Source organism: Streptomyces yamdrokensis (assembly GCF_053890455.1).
This window is the reverse complement of record NZ_CM132679.1, coordinates 1375298-1391987: the sequence shown is the minus strand read 5'-3', so window position 1 is coordinate 1391987 and position 16690 is coordinate 1375298. Positions and strand designations below refer to the sequence as shown.

Annotated in this window: 15 protein-coding genes; 10 read left to right on the top strand and 5 right to left on the bottom strand. The window is 73.1% G+C overall.

Going from position 1 to position 16690, the window contains the following annotated elements; genetic code table 11:
* Positions 1–30 precede the first annotated feature (30 nt).
* The 7 genes from ACWZEH_RS05540 to ACWZEH_RS05510 all read left to right on the top strand — a co-directional run bounded on the left by ACWZEH_RS05540 (position 31) and on the right by ACWZEH_RS05510 (position 9747).
* Positions 31–891 carry a TrmH family RNA methyltransferase gene (locus tag ACWZEH_RS05540; RefSeq protein ID WP_456196127.1) on the top strand — a complete coding sequence of 287 codons (861 nt, stop codon included), beginning with the start codon at positions 31–33 and terminating at the stop codon, positions 889–891.
* 130 nt (positions 892–1021) lie between these two features.
* Positions 1022–2167, top strand: a complete 1146-nt coding sequence (locus ACWZEH_RS05535; protein WP_456196126.1) for a sensor histidine kinase — start codon at positions 1022–1024, stop codon at positions 2165–2167.
* 148 nt (positions 2168–2315) lie between these two features.
* The gene (gene pheS / locus ACWZEH_RS05530) at positions 2316–3440 is read left to right on the top strand and encodes a phenylalanine--tRNA ligase subunit alpha (protein ID WP_456196124.1); all 1125 of its coding nucleotides are present in this window, start codon (positions 2316–2318) and stop codon (positions 3438–3440) included.
* Complete coding sequence (gene pheT, locus ACWZEH_RS05525; RefSeq protein WP_456196122.1) at positions 3440–5950, top strand: phenylalanine--tRNA ligase subunit beta; 2511 nt, start codon at positions 3440–3442, stop codon at positions 5948–5950. Before pheS ends, pheT begins: the two co-directional genes overlap by 1 nt.
* Positions 5951–6373: 423 nt before the next feature.
* On the top strand, positions 6374–7438 hold the full coding sequence (locus ACWZEH_RS05520) for a PP2C family protein-serine/threonine phosphatase (protein WP_456196121.1): 1065 nt from the start codon (positions 6374–6376) through the stop codon (positions 7436–7438).
* A 278-nt stretch (positions 7439–7716) separates the two neighbouring features.
* Complete coding sequence (locus ACWZEH_RS05515; RefSeq protein WP_456196120.1) at positions 7717–9057, top strand: NsdA family TPR-like regulatory protein; 1341 nt, start codon at positions 7717–7719, stop codon at positions 9055–9057.
* Positions 9058–9201: 144 nt separating this feature from the next.
* Positions 9202–9747: an NUDIX hydrolase gene (locus ACWZEH_RS05510; RefSeq protein ID WP_456196118.1), complete on the top strand. Its 546-nt coding sequence runs from the start codon at positions 9202–9204 to the stop codon at positions 9745–9747.
* Between the two features lie 40 nt (positions 9748–9787).
* Here ACWZEH_RS05510 and ACWZEH_RS05505 read toward each other — a convergent pair whose 3' ends face one another.
* Positions 9788–10045, bottom strand: a complete 258-nt coding sequence (locus ACWZEH_RS05505) for a hypothetical protein (RefSeq protein ID WP_456196116.1) — start codon at positions 10043–10045, stop codon at positions 9788–9790.
* Positions 10046–10285: 240 nt separating this feature from the next.
* Entirely contained in the window at positions 10286–11146 is an 861-nt protein-coding gene (locus ACWZEH_RS05500; RefSeq protein ID WP_456196114.1) for a 3-hydroxybutyryl-CoA dehydrogenase, read from the bottom strand.
* Between the two features lie 203 nt (positions 11147–11349).
* On the opposite strand from ACWZEH_RS05500, the gene ACWZEH_RS05495 reads away from it, so the two are divergent.
* A complete protein-coding gene (locus ACWZEH_RS05495) occupies positions 11350–12609 on the top strand; it encodes a glycoside hydrolase family 10-like protein (protein WP_456196113.1) in 1260 nt (419 codons plus the stop codon).
* A 32-nt stretch (positions 12610–12641) separates the two neighbouring features.
* Here ACWZEH_RS05495 and ACWZEH_RS05490 read toward each other — a convergent pair whose 3' ends face one another.
* Both ACWZEH_RS05490 and ACWZEH_RS05485 read right to left on the bottom strand, forming a co-directional pair.
* Positions 12642–12836 carry a DUF1918 domain-containing protein gene (locus tag ACWZEH_RS05490; RefSeq protein ID WP_456196111.1) on the bottom strand — a complete coding sequence of 65 codons (195 nt, stop codon included), beginning with the start codon at positions 12834–12836 and terminating at the stop codon, positions 12642–12644.
* 126 nt (positions 12837–12962) lie between these two features.
* A complete protein-coding gene (locus ACWZEH_RS05485) occupies positions 12963–13967 on the bottom strand; it encodes a DMT family transporter (protein ID WP_456196109.1) in 1005 nt (334 codons plus the stop codon).
* Between ACWZEH_RS05485 and ACWZEH_RS05480 the strand changes: the two genes are divergently transcribed.
* Both ACWZEH_RS05480 and ACWZEH_RS05475 read left to right on the top strand, forming a co-directional pair.
* On the top strand, positions 13966–15468 hold the full coding sequence (locus ACWZEH_RS05480; protein ID WP_456196107.1) for an aminotransferase-like domain-containing protein: 1503 nt from the start codon (positions 13966–13968) through the stop codon (positions 15466–15468). The two genes, ACWZEH_RS05485 and ACWZEH_RS05480, sit on opposite strands and share 2 nt — an antisense overlap.
* A gap of 104 nt (positions 15469–15572) precedes the next feature.
* On the top strand, positions 15573–16166 hold the full coding sequence (locus tag ACWZEH_RS05475) for a histidine phosphatase family protein (RefSeq protein ID WP_456196105.1): 594 nt from the start codon (positions 15573–15575) through the stop codon (positions 16164–16166).
* Here the strand turns inward: ACWZEH_RS05475 and ACWZEH_RS05470 are convergent.
* A complete protein-coding gene (locus tag ACWZEH_RS05470) occupies positions 16163–16681 on the bottom strand; it encodes a DUF6314 family protein (protein ID WP_456196103.1) in 519 nt (172 codons plus the stop codon). The two genes, ACWZEH_RS05475 and ACWZEH_RS05470, sit on opposite strands and share 4 nt — an antisense overlap.
* Between the last annotated feature and the right edge of the window lie 9 nt (positions 16682–16690).

The following is a 16690-nucleotide window of genomic DNA, read 5'->3' as shown; positions in this document are numbered from 1 at the left end:
CCGCCGAAGCTGTGAGCGAAAGTGAACCGAATGCCCCCCGCCACCCCCGAGTTGATCTCCTCCCGCTCGCCCCGTGTGCTGGCCGCGCGGCGGCTGGCCAAGCGGAACTTCCGGGGCAAGGAGCGGCTGTTCCTCGCCGAGGGGCCACAGGCCGTACGAGAGGCCGCCGTGCACCGGGACGCCGGCGCCGCCACTCTCGTCGAGCTGTTCGCCACCCCGGAGGCCGCCGAGCGGTACGCCGACATCATCGGCGCCGCCCGGGACGCCGGCGCCCGCATCCACCTCGCCACCGAGCAGGTCGTCGCCGACATCTCCACCACCGTCACCCCGCAGGGCCTCGTCGGGGTGTGCCGCTTCCTCGACACCCCCTTCGAGGAGATCCTCGCCGCCCGTCCCCGGCTCGTGGCCGTCCTCGCCCACGTACGCGATCCCGGCAACGCCGGCACCGTCCTGCGGTGCGCCGACGCCGCCGGCGCCGAGGCCGTCGTCCTGACCGACGCCTCCGTCGACCTCTACAACCCCAAGGCCGTCCGCGCCTCCGTCGGATCGCTGTTCCACCTGCCCGTCGCCGTCGGCGTGCCCGTCGAGCACGCCGTGGCCGCCCTGCGGGACACCGGAGTACGGGTACTCGCCGCGGACGGCGCGGGCGACCACGACCTCGACGACGAACTCGACCGGGACACCATGGGCGGGCCCACCGCCTGGGTCTTCGGCAACGAGGCATGGGGACTTCCCGAGGAGACCCGGGTGCTCACCGACGCCGTCGTCCGTGTTCCGATTCACGGAAAGGCCGAAAGTCTGAACCTCGCCACCGCCGCCGCCGTATGTCTCTACGCGTCGGCGCGTGCACAGCGCGCCGTCGGAGGGTGCCGCTCCGTCACCGAGAGCTAGTAAGGTGACCTGCCCGGGGACCCTCCCCCGGCTCTCGGCCGTGCCCCAGGTTCCCCGGCTCCGACCGGACCGGGGCACCCCGCACGAGCACGGGGCACCCCGAGGGAGTACGGAGAGGTGGGGTACGGGGATGACCGTCGGCACGAGCAGCGCACCGGGAGCACCTCGGGCGGCGTGCCCGCCCGCGCCCCGGTCCGCCGGCCCCGCCGAGCTCGGCATCGATCCCGACCAGCTGCCCGACGGCCTCGTCGTCGCCGACGAGCACGGCAGGGTCATCTGCTTCAACGCCGCCGCCGCCCGCATCACCGCCGTCCCCGCCGAGCGGGCCCTCGGCAGGCGGCTCGAGACGGCGCTGCCGTTGGAGGACCTGGAGGGCCGGCGCTGGTGGCAGCTCACCGACCCCTACGGCGGTCTCGCCATCCGGGTGAGCCAGCCCGAGCGCAACCTGCTGCTGCCCGGCGGCCGGGAGGTCCTCGTCTCCGCGCGCTACGTCCGCACCCGGCCCACCGGACCCGTCCACCGCGTCGTCGTGTCGCTGCGCGACACCGAGGCCCGCCGCCGCACCGAACGCAGCCACGCCGAACTGATCGCCATCGTCGCCCACGAACTGCGCTCCCCGCTCACCTCCGTCAAGGGCTTCACCGCCACCCTGCTCGCCAAGTGGGAGCGTTTCACCGACGAGCAGAAACAGCTCATGCTGGAGACCGTCGACGCCGACGCCGACCGGGTCACCCGGCTCATCGCCGAACTCCTCGACATATCCCGCATCGACTCCGGGCGCCTCGAACTGCGCCGCCAGCCCGTCGACATCGGGGCCGCCGTCGGACGGCACATCCAGGCCCACGTCGCCGCCGGACAGAGCGCCGACCGGTTCCTGCTGCGCGTCCAGCACCCCTTGCCCGACCTGTGGGCCGACCCCGACAAGGTCGACCAGGTGCTCAGCAACCTGCTGGAAAATGCGGTGCGCCACGGCGAGGGAACCGTCACCATCGACATCACGCCCTCGGCGTCCCCCCGCGACCGGGAGGACGGCGGGCACGCGGCCACGTCGGTCACCGTGAGCGACGAGGGCCCCGGCATCCCGGAGGAGTCCATGAACCGCGTCTTCACCCGCTTCTGGCGGGGCAGCAAGCGCGGCGGCACCGGCCTCGGGCTGTACATCGTCAAGGGCATCGTCGAGGCCCACGGCGGCACCATCACCGTCGGCCGCGCCCCCGGCGGCGGCGCGGAGCTCCGATTTACGTTGCCCGTGGCGGCCCCCGCGTATCTCACCTAGCGCGCACCCCGGGCCCCACGGGCGCATTCACGGTCCCTCACCCCGTTAGACTCGGCCCCTGGCACCTTTGTGTCCCACAGACGGAGACGCTTCGGCCACGAGCCGGTGACGGGGACCATCAGCCAGCCAATCGGAAGTACGGGAAGAGATGTCGGCACCCAATAAGTCGTACGACCCTGTCGAGGTCGAGGCGTTGAAACCGGAAGAGATCGAGCGCATGCGGGACGAGGCGCTCGCCGCCTTCGCCGCCGCGGAATCCCTCGACGCACTCCACGAGGCCAAGATCGCCCACACCGGCCCCGCCTCGCCGCTGGCCCTCGCCAACCGGGAGATCGGCGCCCTGCCCCCGCACGCCAAGGCCGACGCGGGCAAGCGCGTGGGCCAGGCACGCGGCGCGGTGAACAAGGCCCTCGCCGGCCGCCAGAGCGAACTGGAGGCCGAGCGGGACGCCCGGGTCCTGGTGGAGGAGGCGGTCGACGTCACCCTGCCCCACGACCGCGTACCGTCCGGAGCCCGGCACCCGCTGACCACGCTGTCCGAGCGCATCGAGGACATCTTCGTGGCCATGGGCTACGAGGTCGCCGAGGGCCCCCAGGCCGAGGCCGAGTGGTTCAACTTCGACGCCCTCAACATCGGCCCGGACCACCCGGCCCGCGGCGAGGCCGACACCTTCTTCGTCGAGACCGCGCCCGACAGCGGCACCGCCTCCGGCGTCGTCCTGCGCACCCACACCTCGCCCGTGCAGGTCCGCTCCCTGCTCGGCCGTGAACTGCCGGTCTACGTGATCTGCCCCGGCCGCGTCTACCGCACCGACGAGCTGGACGCGACCCACACCCCCGTCTTCCACCAGGTGGAACTCCTCGCAGTGGACGAGGGCCTGACCATGGCGGATCTCAAGGGCACCCTGGACCACATGGTGCAGTCGTTGTTCGGCGAGGGCATGAAGACCAGGCTGCGGCCGAACTTCTTCCCCTTCACCGAGCCGAGCGCCGAGATGGACATGCTCTGCTACGTCTGCAAGGGCGAGTCCGTCGGCAACACCGACCGCCCCTGCCGTACCTGCTCCTCCGAGGGCTGGATCGAGCTCGGCGGCTGCGGCATGGTCAACCCGCGGGTGCTGACCGCCTGCGGCGTCGACCCCGAGAGGTACAGCGGCTTCGCCTTCGGGTTCGGCATCGAGCGGATGCTGATGTTCCGCCACAACGTCGAGGACATGCGAGACATGGTCGAAGGTGACGTCCGGTTCACCCGGCCGTTCGGAATGGAGATCTGATGCGGGTCCCGCTTTCCTGGCTGCGGGAGTACGTCGACCTGCCGGCGACTGAGACCGGGCGCGACGTCCAGGCCAAGCTCATTTCGGCCGGCCTCGAGGTCGAGACGGTCGAACACCTCGGCGCCGGCCTCAAGGGCCCCCTGGTCGTCGGCCAGGTGCTCACCATCGAGGAGCTGGAGGGCTTCAAGAAGCCCATCCGCTTCTGCACCGTCGATGTCGGAAGGGCCAACGGCACCGGTGCGCCCCAGGAGATCGTCTGCGGCGCCCGCAACTTCGCGGTCGGCGACAAGGTCGTCGTGGTGCTGCCCGGCGCGGTGCTGCCCGGCGGGTTCGCGATCGCCGCCCGCAAGACCTACGGCAAGGTCTCGCACGGCATGATCTGCTCGGGCGACGAACTGGGCATGGGCGACGACGGCAGCAAGGGCATCATCGTCCTGCCGCCCGAGACCGAGACCGGCACGGACGCCGTCGAACTGCTCGAACTGGTCGACGAGGTCCTCGACATCGCCGTCACCCCGGACCGCGGCTACTGCCTGTCGATGCGCGGCGTGGCCCGCGAGACCGCCACCGCCTACGGACTGCCGCTGCGCGACCCGGCCCTGCTCGACGTCCCCGGCCCGAACGCCTTCGGCTACCCGGTGAAGGTCTCCGACCCCGCCGGCTGCGACCGCTTCACCGCCCGCACGGTGACCGGGCTCAGCCCTGACGCCCGCTCCCCGATCTGGCTCACCCGCCGACTGCAGAAGGCCGGCATGCGCCCGGTCTCCCTCGCCGTCGACGTCACCAACTACGTGATGCTGGAGCTCGGCCAGCCGCTGCACGCCTACGACCGCTCCCTGCTCCAGGGAACCATCGGCGTGCGCCGGGCCGGACAGGGCGAGAAGCTCACCACCCTCGACGGCGTGCGGCGCACCCTCGACGCCGAGGACCTGGTGATCACCGACGAGCGCGGCCCGATCGGCCTCGCCGGTGTCATGGGCGGCGCCGACACGGAGATCGCCGACCACGGCCTCGACCAGGCGACCTCCGAGGTCGTCGTCGAAGCCGCGCACTTCGACCCGGTGTCCGTCGCCCGTACCGCCCGCCGGCACAAGCTGTCCTCCGAGGCGTCCCGTCGCTTCGAGCGGGGCGTCGACCCGCAGGCCGCCGCCGCTGCCGCGCAGCGCACCGTCGACCTGCTGGTGCTGCTCGCCGGCGGTACCGCCGAGGCCGGGGTCACCGAGGTCGTCGCCCCCTCCGCGCCCCACACGATCGCCATCCCGGCCGACCACCCCGACAAGGTCGCCGGTGTCGCCTACGGCCGGGAGACCGTCGTACGCCGCCTCCAGCAGGTCGGCTGCGACGTCTACGGTCAGGACCAGCTGATCGTCACCGTGCCGTCCTGGCGGCCCGACCTCACCGATCCGAACGACCTGGCCGAAGAGGTCATCCGGCTCGAGGGCTACGAGAACCTGCCCGCCACCCTGCCCCGGCCGCCCGCCGGACGCGGGCTGACCTCCCGGCAGCGGCTGCACCGCAGGACCGGCCGTGCCCTGGCCGGTGCCGGATACGTCGAGGCGCCGAACTACCCGTTCGTCGGCGAGCAGATCTTCGACCAGCTCGGTCTGGACGCCGACGACCCGGCCCGCAGGGTGGTGAAGCTGGCCAACCCGCTCAACGACGAGGAGCCCGCGCTGCGCACCTCGCTGCTGCCGGGTCTGCTCGGAGCGCTGCGGCGCAACGACGGACGCGGCAGCCACGACCTCGCGCTGTTCGAGACCGGCCTCGTCTTCAAGCCGCGCGAGGAGCAGCGGACCGCCGTCCGGCTGCCCGTGGACCGCCGGCCCACCGACGAGGAACTCGCCGGCCTCGACGCGGCGCTGCCACACCAGCCGCGGCACGCCGCCGTCGTCCTCGCCGGTGCCCGCGAACAGGCCGGCTGGTGGGGCGCGGGCCGTTTGGCCGGCTGGGCCGACGCGGTCGAGGCCGCCCGCAGCGTCGCCGCCGAGGCGGGCGCCGAACTCGTCGTCCGCAAGGGCCGGTACGGCCCGTGGCACCCGGGCCGCTGCGCCGAACTGGCGGTCACCGTCGACGGCACCGAGCGGGTCGTCGGCCACGCCGGTGAGCTGCACCCGCGCGTGGTGAAGAACCTGGGCCTGCCTTCGCGCACCTGCGCGATGGAGGTCGACCTGGACGCTCTGGAGCAGGCCGGCGAAGGCATCCCGCAGGCGCCGGCCATCTCGACCTTCCCGGTCGCCACACAGGACGTCGCCCTGGTCGTCGACGGGGCCGTGCCGGCCTCGGACGTCGAGGCGGCGCTGCGCGAGGGCGCCGGTGGACTGCTGGAGTCCATCCGGCTGTTCGACGTGTACGAGAACGCCGAGCAGCTGGGCGAGGGCCGTAAGTCCTTGGCGTACGCGCTGAGGTTCCGCGCGGCAGACCGGACACTGACGGTCGACGAGGCGTCCGCGGCCCGCGACGCGGCGGTCGCCCTCGCGGGCGAGCGCACCGGGGCGGTCCTGAGGGGCTGACACCCTCCGGGGTGCGGAGAGCTCGCCGGAGACAACGGGCTCCTCGGGGACCGCGTGATCAGCCGGGCACGGTTCGCCGTGCCCGGCGGGCCGCGCGGGCCGCGCGTTCCTGGGGGCGGGGAGGGCTCGGGGCACCGACCGGTGGATCACGCGGGTGCCGCCGGGACCGGCGCACCCGGCCCGGCTTCACCGGACGGGCACCGCCGACCGCCTCCGGGCTTGATGTGTCGGGCAGGCCCAGCCGTCCCCGGGGACTCATTCACCCCATACACATCTGTTCACATCCGTTCACGACGGTCACCTCACTCGTTCGGATGACATTTCCGGGCGATACGTCCGGATCGGGTGATGCGGTCGACAGAATCGGACCGGCCTTTCCAGGCCGGTCTACGCTGTCAGGGCCAAGAGTGGGGGGCCATCGGCATGAGCCGCTTCAAGGCTGGGGCACCCCGCACGGGGCGGTCCAGGACCATCTCGTCGGGACCGACCACCCCATGGGGGCCCGACCACTGTTGTCCGCTGCGCCGGGCGCTCGCCCGTGGGCTGCAGCCCGGAGTCCTCGGCGCTCTGGGTACCGGGCTGGCCCTGCACGTCGGGCGGAGCCTGCTGCGGGAGGTGCGGCGGAACCGCACGACGGACCGCTTTGCGCAACGGATGCTGCGGCCACCTCCCCGTGTCGACGGGCTGGCCGTCGCCGCCGTCCAGCTGTCCGCCGACCGGGGCGCCCGGGTCGGCGGCGATCTGTATGCGGTGGTCCCCACCGAGTACGGCGTGCGGGCGATCATCGGTGACGTCCGCGGACACGGGATCAAAGCGGCTCCCACCGTCAGCGCCGTTCTGGCCGGCTTCGGTGAGGCCGTGCACGACGAGCCCGACCTGACCGGCGTCCTGCGCCGGCTGGAGCGGGCGATGGGCCGTCACCTGCGGGAGCGGGCGCGTGCCGAGTACCTGTCGGCGGGCGCCGGCCACGGCTTTTGGACCGCCGAGGAGTTCGTCACCGTACTGCTGCTCGAGATCCTTCCCGACGGGGAGATGCGCGCCCTGAACTGCGGGCACCCCTGGCCCCATCTGCTGAGCGGTGCACGGGCCGGCCCGCTCGCCCGCACCGGCCCGCTCCCGCCGCTCGGCTCGTTCCCGCTGCCCGCGAAGCTCCCTGTCGTTTCCTGCGGCAGGCTGCTGCCGGGGGACACGCTCGTCCTGCACACGGACGGAGTCGAGGACGCACGGGACGCCGACGGCACCTTCTTCCCGCTGCCCGAGGTGCTCGCCTCGGCCGCGTGTGAGGCCCCGCCCGCACCGCAGTCCCTCCTGCGGACGATCCTCACGGCGCTGGTCCGCCACACGGGCGGTCCGCCCAAGGACGACGTCGCCCTGCTGATTCTCAGGAACGAGCGCCCGTCCCCCCGCGCACCCTCGAAGCCGCGGAGCACCGCTCGCCCGGACCCGGCGGCCCCCTCCCCGACGGACCCGCTGCAGCACCCGACGTGACCTGCGCGCCCGGCGCGATCGTCATCGTCAGGGCCGGCGGTGCCGTCCGCCCCGCCACGGAGTGTCGGGCAGGCAGCCGGGCGGACGGCGCACGAACGGGCCGCCGCACTGTACGAGGGGGAGCCGGCGGCCCGGCCGGCCTCTTTCGAGGCACCTCAGTCAACCGGTCGGCGACTCTCCGCGACAGCGCGCACACCCTGCGGATGCGAGTACTCCGTTCGCACCCCGTGTGAACGCCCACCCACTACTCTGTCGGCACCGATCCCCCGGGGGGCCTCATGCAGCCCAACACCCTGCTCGACGCGGTCCTGGACGAGGCCGGTGTCTCGCACGCGGGCCTGGCCGCGCACGTCAACCAGGCCGGCCGGACGCGCGGACTGTCCCTCAGATACGAACACACCGCCGTGGCGCGCTGGTTGAAGGGGCAGCGGCCCCGGGGCCAGGTGCCCGACCTGATCTGCGAGGTGCTGGCCGCCCGGTTGCGGCGCCCGATCACCCTCGACGACATCGGCCTCGGCGTCCCCGGCGAACCCGCGGCCCCGCACGCGGGCACGCTCTGTGGCTTCGTCGAGCGGGCCACCGCGCTGTGGCGCTCCGACCAGCAGCGGCGCCCGCACATACTGGGCGCGCCCGCCGTCACCGGCACCCCCGCCGTGATGCCCGTCTGGGAGTGGGAGAACCCGCCCGAGGACGTCGACGTCTCGCGCGGCGGCCGGCACCGGGTCACCCCCGGCGACCTGGACATGCTGCGCGCCGCCCGCAGCCACTACGAGCAGATGTACCGCAAGGCCGGCGGCGTCGCGACCCGTGACCGCATCGTCGGCTTCCTCAACACCGAGGCCGCCCCGCTGCTCCGCGGCGGTTACACCGATGCCATGGGCCGTCAACTGCACCGGGCCACCGGCGGGCTGGTGGCCGTCGCTGGGATCTGCGCGTACGACTCCGACGCCCACGGCCTCGCCCAGCGCTACTTCCACCAGGCACTGAGGCTGGCGAAAGCCAGCGGAGACCGGGGACTCGGCGCGTACGTGATCGCACTCCTCGTCAACCAGTCGCTGTTCATGCGGGAGTACCGGCAGGCCGTCGCCTTCGCGGAGGCCGCGCTCCGCGCCGCCGGCAAGCACATCACCCCGGCACTCGCCTCCGACCTGTACGCGATGCAGGCCAAGGCATACGCCCACCTCGGCGACAGCACCGGCGCGCTGTCCTGCATCCGGCGTGCCGAGCAGGCCGCCGAGCGCATCCGGCGCGGCCACGAACCCGACGAGACCGGCTATGTCCAGCCCGGCCTGGTCAACGTGCAGGTGGCGGAGGCCCTGCTCAGCCTCGGCGAGCTGGCCGCGGCGGGCGAGCACGCGGCCGCCGCCGTCGACAACCCCGCGCACGACCGGGGCCGGGTGCACCGGCTCGCCATGCTCAGCACCGTCGAACTGCGGCAGGGCAACGCCGACAAAGCGGTAGCCGTCGCCGTGCAGATGGCCGAACAGGCCCGGGGGATGGAGTCGCAGCGGCTGCGCGACAGACTCCGCGCCGTGCGTGAGCACCTGGTGCGCAACGGCTGTGAAGGGACCGCCGAGGCGGCCGAACTCATCGACGGAGCACTGCGCGTACCGCTGTAGTCGTGGCCGGAGCCACAGTCGGGTGCCCCGTGCCGTGCGCCCGTGCCGCGCCGCCCGCTGCGCCGCGGGCGCACTCCTGTGCGCCTGCTGTCGAACCGTGACTGCTGCGATATTGCCACCTACCGAACGGAAGGTGGCATAACCGTGCAATGGACGAGCAAGAACGAACAAACCGTGTACGCCAACCGCTGGTTCAGCGTCAACCTCGCGGATGTCGAGCTGCCGGACGGCCGACAGCTCGACCACTTCCTCATCCGGCTGCGGCCCGTCGCCGTGGCCACGGTGGTGAACGAGGCCAACGAGGTCCTCCTCCTGTGGCGCCACCGTTTCATCACCGACAGCTGGGGGTGGGAACTCGCGGCCGGAGTCGTCGAGGACGGCGAGGACGTCGTCCGGGCCGCGGCCAGGGAACTGGAGGAGGAGACCGGCTGGCGGCCGGGGCCCCTGCACCACCTCATGAGCGTGGAGCCGTCCAACGGGCTCACCGACGCCCGGCATCACATCTACTGGGCCGACGAGGGCGAGTACCTCGGACACCCGGTGGACGACTTCGAGTCGGACCGCCGGGAGTGGGTACCGCTCAAGGTGGTCCCCGACCTGGTCGCCCGTGGCGAGGTCCCGGCCGCCAACATGGCGGCCGCGTTACTCCTGCTGCACCATCTCAGGCTGGGTCAGGACACCATGCCCTGACCCCTCCGCGGCCGTCAGCCGTCCGGCCCTGGTGCGTGGTTCAGCGGCCGAACGCCTGCCAGGCCGCCACCACGAGTGCGCCCACGGCCGTGACGGCCGCGACCGCCTGGAGCGGCCAGCGGGCGTGCTCCAGGGTGACGATCCGGGTGTTCAGCTCGTCCAGCTCCCTGGCCGCCTCCTCGGTGCGATGGCTGAGCAGCGCCAGTCCGCCCTCGACGCGGGCGTATGCCACATCGAGGCGGCGCCGTAACTCCGCGACTTCACCCTGGACGGGGGGCTGTTCGGGATCAGCGGTCACAAGTCCGCTCCTCTCCGTCATCCTTCTCATCCCTTGCCTGCGGGGGGTGAGTCAACTCCCCTGGTGGGCGCGGGGTAAGAGTGTGCGGGAGGCATATGCGAGCCCGGAGCGCACACGGTGTGTGAACGCCGCGGGCCCGGTGCCCCTGGTGGTCCAGGGGCACCGGGCCCGTTCGCGCGGCCGGAATGTGACGGCCGGTGAACGCGTGGGGGCGTCAGTTCTCCGTCACGGGCGACCGTCTCAGCCGTAGCTGTAGAAGCCGGAGCCGCTCTTGCGGCCCAGGCGGCCGGCGTCGACCATGCGCTGGAGCAGCGGGGGAGCGGCGTAGAGCGGCTCCTTGTACTCCTCGTACATCGAGTACGCGACCGAGGCCACCGTGTCCAGACCGATCAGGTCGGACAGCTTCAGCGGGCCCATCGGGTGGGCGCAGCCCATCTCCATGCCGTTGTCGATGTCCTCGCGGCTGGCGATGCCCGACTCGAACATCCGGATCGCGGAGAGCAGGTACGGGATCAGCAGCGCGTTCACGACGAACCCGGAACGGTCCTGGGCGTGGATCGCGTGCTTGCCCAGCACCTTCTCGGCGAAGAGCTGCGCCCGGCTGATCGTGCCCTCGGAGGTGGTGAGCGCCGGGATCAGCTCGACCAGCTTCTGCACGGGGGCCGGGTTGAAGAAGTGGATGCCGATGACGTGGTCCGGCCGCGAGGTGGCGACCGCCAGCTTCACCAGCGGGATGGAGGAGGTGTTCGAGGCCAGGATCGCGTCCGGCCGGGTCACCACCTGGTCGAGCACCAGGAAGATCTCCGCCTTGACCTGCTCGTTCTCGACGACGGCCTCGATCACCAGATCGCGGTCCGCGAACTCGCCCAGGTCCGTGGTGAAGCTCAGCCGGGCCTGGGTGGCCTCCAGCTCCTCCGCCGTGATCTTGCCGCGCTCGGCCGCCTTCGTCAGCGAGTTGAACAGCCGGGTGCGGCCGATCTCCAGGGCCTCGCCGGTGGTCTCGGCGACCATCACGTCCAGTCCGGCGCGGGCGCACACCTCGGCGATCCCTGCGCCCATCTGACCGCAGCCCACCACTCCGACGCGTTCGATGTCGGTCACATCGTCCCTTTCGCTTCCTGGCGCGGCACCGGTCCTTCTGGCCTGCGCCGTCTACGACTCCTGGCAGGAGCACCGGGTTCCGGCCGCCTGCTCCGTTCGTGCACGTTACCCGGAAGTATCGATGATCGATCGCCGGGGGAGGGCATTCTGGGCGAGGAGCGGTCCGCGACCGGGCGGATCGCGGCTTTTGTGACGGGTGTGAAATGGGACGAGTGTCACGCAGGGCGTTCGCGGCGGCGGCGCTGTCGGCGGTGACGATGATGACGGCCGCGTCGGCCGCCCCGGGCCGGCCGACGTCCGGACCGGCGGGCGCGGCGGGCGGCCCGGGTGCGGCCGCCGGTGAGATGCGGGGCGTGTGGCTGGCGACCGTCGCGGGCCGGGACTGGCCGTCCCGCCCGGGGCTGAGCGCCGCCGGACAGCGGGCCGAGCTGATCACCCACCTCGACGCGGCCGTCCGCAACCGTCTCAACACCGTGATCCTCCAGGTGCGCCCCACTGCCGACGCCCTGTGGCCGTCCCCGTACGAACCCTGGTCCGCCTGCCTCACCGGCACCCAGGGCGTACACCCCGGCTGGGACCCGCTCGGCACCGCCGTCACCGAGGCCCATGCCCGTGGCCTGGAACTGCACGCCTGGTTCAACCCGTACCGGATCGCCACGCACACCGACCCCACCCGGCTCGCCGCCACGCACCCGGCCCGCAGGAACCCCGGCTGGGTGGTTCCGTACGGGGGGAAGCTCTACTACAACCCCGGTCTGCCCGAGGTCCGTGCCTTCGTCGAGGACGCCATGCTCGACGCGGTGCGCCGCTATCCCGTCGACGCGGTCCACTTCGACGACTACTTCTACCCGTACCCGGTGGCGGGCCAGACCTTCGACGACGACGCCGCCTACGACGCCCACGGCGGTGCCTTCCCCGACCGGGCGGCCTGGCGGCGGGACAACATCGACCTGCTGGTGCGCGAGACGGCGGCGCGGATCAGGGAAACCAGACCCGGCACCCGCTTCGGCATCAGTCCCTTCGGCGTCTGGCGCAACGCGGCGACCGATCCCCTCGGCTCGGACACCCGGGCGGGCGTGCAGACCTACGACGACCTGCACGCGGACACCCGCCGATGGGTGCGGGAGAACTGGATCGACTACATCTGCCCCCAGCTCTACTGGAACATCGGCTTCGCCGCCGCCGACTACGCGAAACTGCTGCCCTGGTGGTCCGCCGTGGTGGAGGGCTCCGGGACGCGGCTGTACGTGGGGGAGGCGCTCTACAAGGCGGGAGACCCGGCGCAGCCCGCCGCCTGGCAGGACCCGGCCGAGCTGTCCCGGCACCTCACGCTCGCGGCGTCCTACCCGCAGGCGCGCGGGCACGTCTTCTTCGCCGCCCGGGAAGTGGCCGCCGACCCGGCCGGCGCGATGGCCCGGGTGGTCGCCGACCACTACGGGCAGCCGGCACCACCTCCGGCCTGACGGGACGAAGGAGCGGCGGGCCGGTCCTTCGCCTAGTGCTGGCGGTTCCTGTGCCGGATCTCGGAATCCGGGCCGGGTGAGCACACGGCCTCGTGTCCGTCCTCGAAGCGGACGCGGTAGGGCGGATCACCCTGCCGGCCCATCACCTCGACGATCTCGGCGACCTTGTCGTGCTGACCGACCACCCTGCCGTGCTGGACAAGCTGGTCGCCCACGGTTGCGCGCATCGGGGTCTCCTCACCACGTGCGGGAGCAGCGGTCCGTGGTATCGAGTCTACGGCGGAGCCGGCCACCCGGCAGGGCGTCCGACGGGAACCCGGCACTTCGCTGCCCGGTGCGTGCGGCGGGGCTCCTCAGCCGCGGGCCCGCTGGGTGACGGCGATGCACACCAGTACCGCCGCCGCCGTCAGCGGGGCGGCCGCGGTCAGGTGCTCGCCCAGGAGGAGCACCGACCACACCAGGGTGAGCAGCGGCTGGGCGAGCTGGAGCTGGCTGGCCCGGGGAATGCCGATCGCCGCCATGCCCCGGTACCAGACGACCAGCCCCAGGAACTGGGACCCCGCCGCCACCCACAGGACTCCGGCCACGCTGTGCGCGGTCAGCCGCACCGGCTCGACGGCCAGCGCGAGGGCCGCGGCCGGTACGGTGAGCGGAAGGCACAGCACCAGCGCCCAGCCGATCACCTGCCAGCCCGGCATCACCCGGGCCAGCCTGCCGCCCTCCGTGTACCCGGCCGCGCACACCACCAGCGCCGCGAAGAGGTACAGATCGGCCGTGGTCAGCGCGCCGCCGCTCTGCCGCACCGTGAAGACCGCCACCGCGGCGGCACCCGCCAGTGCCGCGGCCCAGAAGGTGCGTGACGGGCGGGAGCCGACACGCAGGGCGGAGAACAGCGCGGTGGTGAGCGGGAGCAGGCCGACCACGACCGCCGCGTGCGCGGTGGTCGACGTCTGCAGGGCCAGCGTGGTCAGCAGCGGGAACCCGAGGACGACCCCGGCGGCGACCACCGCGATCCCCGGCCAGTGCCTGCGGGCGGGCAGCGGCGCACCGCGCCACCGCGCCGGACCCTTCCGGGGCGCATCGGCGCGCACCGGGGCACCCGTCGCCCCCGCCTTTGGGGTCCTCGCCCGCTTCCCCGCCGCGAGCAGGCAGCCGCCCGCGATCAGCCCCGCCAGGACGCAGCGCACGGCCACCAGCGACCAGGGGCCGAAGCCCTCCAGCCCCCAGGCGGTGGCCGGGAAGGTGAGGGAGAAGGCGATGACGCCGAGGGCGGCCTGCAGGATGCCGAAGCCGGCCCGCTCCCGTCGGGCGGGGACCGCTATCGGGGTTGCGACAGTAGCGCTACTCTGTGTTCTCATGCATGAGCGTAGCAGCGTTGCCGAACTGGCGGACCGGCTGCGACAGGAGCTGGACCGCTACTCGCCCGGTGGAAAGCTCCCGTCGAGCCGGGCCCTCGTGGAGCGGTTCCGGGTGAGCCCCGTGACCGTCTCGCGGGCGCTGGCGCAGCTCGCCGCCGAAGGGCTGGTGGTGACCCGGCCCGGCGCCGGCGCGTTCCGTGCCGCCGCCCGGCCGGCCTCCCCGGCCGCCGCGACCGGTGACACCTCCTGGCAGGAGGTCGCCCTCAGCGCCGACGGTGCCGCCGATCTCGTCCCGCGCTCGGTCGACGCCTCCGGCGTCCTGGTCTCGCTCGCCGCCCCGGCGCCCGGCGTGATCGAGTTCAACGGCGGCTACCTGCACCCCTCGCTGCAGCCGGAGCGCGCGATGGCGGCGGCGCTCTCCCGGGCCGGGCGCCGGCCGGGAGCCTGGGGGAGACCGCCCGTGGAGGGGCTGCCGGAGCTGCGCGAGTGGTTCGCCCGCAGCGTCGGGGGCGCGGTCACCGCGGCGGGGGTGCTGATCACCGCGGGCGGCCAGTCCGCGCTGACCACCGCCCTGCGCGCGCTCGCTCCGCCCGGTGCCCCCGTCCTCGTGGAGTCGCCCACCTACCCCGGCATGCTGGCCGTGGCCCGCGCCGCCGGGCTGCGCCCGGTGCCCGTTCCGGTGGACGCGGACGGCGTACGGCCAGAGCTGCTCGCCGACGCCTTCCGCGCCACCGGCGCCCGGGTCCTCGTCTGCCAGCCCCTGTTCCAGAACCCCACCGGCGCCGTGCTCGCCCCCGAACGGCGCGGCGAGGTGCTGCGCATCGCACGCGAGGCGGGGGCGTTCGTCGTCGAGGACGACTTCGTCCGGCGCCTGGTCCACGAGGACGCGGGCCCACTCCCGCGCCCGCTGGCCGCCGACGACCCCGATGGCGTCGTCGTCCACGTCTGCTCGCTCACCAAGGCGACCTCGCCGAGCTTCCGGGTGAGCGCCCTGGTCGCGCACGGCCCGGTCCTCGAGCGGCTGCGCGCCATCCAGATCGTCGACACCTTCTTCGTCCCCCGCCCTCTCCAGGAGGCCGCGCTCGAACTCGTCGGGTCGCCCGCCTGGCCACGCCATCTGCGTTCGGTCTCCACCGAGTTGAGAACCCGCCGGGACGCGATGACCGCCGCGCTCCGGCTCCGGCTGCCCGAACTGGCCCTGCCGCACGTCCCGGCCGGCGGCTACCACCTGTGGCTGCGCCTGCCCGACGGCGCGGGGGACACCTCCCAGGCTTTCGGCCCCGGGGGAGAGTCCGCCCTGACCGCGGCGGCCCTGCGCGCCGGTGTGGCGGTCACCCCGGGCCGCCCGTACTTCAGCGCCGAGCCCCCGGCCCCGTACCTGCGGCTGAGCTTCGCGGCGGTCGCGGGCACCGGGGAGATCACGGAGGGCGTAGGGCGACTGCGTGCCGCCTGCGACGAGGTACTGGGGCAGGCGGGGCGCGGGCGCAGGAGCTTCGCGTGACTTGTCCGGCAGGTCCCGATCGGTGCCGCACCACCTGATGGACTCCGGGTAACGCCCTGGCCGTACCCCTTGATTTGCGTACTTCGGAGGCCGACCATCGCGGCATGGCACTTCGGGTCACGTTCGTTGCCGCAGCGGGGAGCGCCTCGCGACTGACCGAGCGTTTCGAGGACGACCGGCCACTGGATCATGCAGGGTGGAGCGATGTGCAGCGAGTGGCCCGTGAGCTGCTTCCGCTCGCCGCGGCCGATCTGCGCTACTGCTCGCCGAACCCGCGCAGCCGTGCCACCGGGGAAGGCCTCGGCTACGCCCCGCTGGTCCAGCTCGCCCTGCGCGACTGCGCCATGGGCCGCTGGCGCGGGCTGACCCTGGGGGAGGCCATGGCCCGCGAACCGGAGTCCGTGGACGCCTGGCTCGCCGACCCGCGCGCCACCCCGCACGGCGGGGAGTCGCTCCTGGACTTCATCACCCGCGTCGGCAACTGGCTCGACACCCGGCCGGCCGAGGAGGACTGCCGGGTCGTCGCGGTGGCCGAACCGTCCGTCATCCGTGCCGCGCTGGTATACGCGCTGAAGGCACCGCCCGCGACCTACTGGAACATCGACGTCCGCTCGCTGTCACGGGTCGGCGTCACCGGACGGGCGGGCCGCTGGAGCCTGCGCATCGAAGGGGTCGCCGCCCGGCCGACGCGGATCTAGGGTCCTTTCACCGCCCGGGCGGCGGTGACCGTCCGCCGGTCGGGGACAAAGACCGGTCGGCCCACGCGGACGTAGCCGGTGTCGAGTACGAGGTCCTTGACCGGACCGCGCACCCGCCAGACCGTCCGCCAGTGGTCCTCGTCGCGGACGGTGAACTCGCCCCGGTAGAGGTCCGCGGAACAGGGGTGGTCGGCGACGTACCGGCCTGCCGAGAGGTCCAGACGATGGAACGGCCGGCCGTCCGCGAACCGCACGTCCACCGCGCCGCCGGGACGCGATCCGCTGCTCGTCACCGGCAGGAAGCGCAGAGTGCGTTCCGCGGGCCGGGTGACGCCCTGCCAGGTGAAGGCGCCGGACTCCTGGTGCAGCAGGCCGCCGTCCTCCGACGGGCCGAAAAACGTGGTGCCCCCGAACCGTCCGAGGTCGCCGCTCGCCAGGTCCCGCACGGTCCGGGTCACCCGCCAGCTCCCCCTCAGGAAGGCCAGTGCGTCCGGCACCGGCCAGAACTCGCCCATCCCGCACCG

Coding starts and splice junctions, on each gene's coding strand:
- ACWZEH_RS05490 (WP_456196111.1), bottom strand. CDS start 12,836: ATGCGCGCAACCGTGGGCGACCAGCTTGTCCAGCACGGCAGGGTGGTC.
- pheT (WP_456196122.1), top strand. CDS start 3,440: ATGCGGGTCCCGCTTTCCTGGCTGCGGGAGTACGTCGACCTGCCGGCG.
- ACWZEH_RS05495 (WP_456196113.1), top strand. CDS start 11,350: ATGGGACGAGTGTCACGCAGGGCGTTCGCGGCGGCGGCGCTGTCGGCG.
- ACWZEH_RS05515 (WP_456196120.1), top strand. CDS start 7,717: ATGCAGCCCAACACCCTGCTCGACGCGGTCCTGGACGAGGCCGGTGTC.
- ACWZEH_RS05485 (WP_456196109.1), bottom strand. CDS start 13,967: ATGAGAACACAGAGTAGCGCTACTGTCGCAACCCCGATAGCGGTCCCC.
- ACWZEH_RS05480 (WP_456196107.1), top strand. CDS start 13,966: ATGCATGAGCGTAGCAGCGTTGCCGAACTGGCGGACCGGCTGCGACAG.
- ACWZEH_RS05540 (WP_456196127.1), top strand. CDS start 31: ATGCCCCCCGCCACCCCCGAGTTGATCTCCTCCCGCTCGCCCCGTGTG.
- ACWZEH_RS05475 (WP_456196105.1), top strand. CDS start 15,573: ATGGCACTTCGGGTCACGTTCGTTGCCGCAGCGGGGAGCGCCTCGCGA.
- ACWZEH_RS05470 (WP_456196103.1), bottom strand. CDS start 16,681: ATGGGCGAGTTCTGGCCGGTGCCGGACGCACTGGCCTTCCTGAGGGGG.
- ACWZEH_RS05520 (WP_456196121.1), top strand. CDS start 6,374: ATGAGCCGCTTCAAGGCTGGGGCACCCCGCACGGGGCGGTCCAGGACC.
- pheS (WP_456196124.1), top strand. CDS start 2,316: ATGTCGGCACCCAATAAGTCGTACGACCCTGTCGAGGTCGAGGCGTTG.
- ACWZEH_RS05535 (WP_456196126.1), top strand. CDS start 1,022: ATGACCGTCGGCACGAGCAGCGCACCGGGAGCACCTCGGGCGGCGTGC.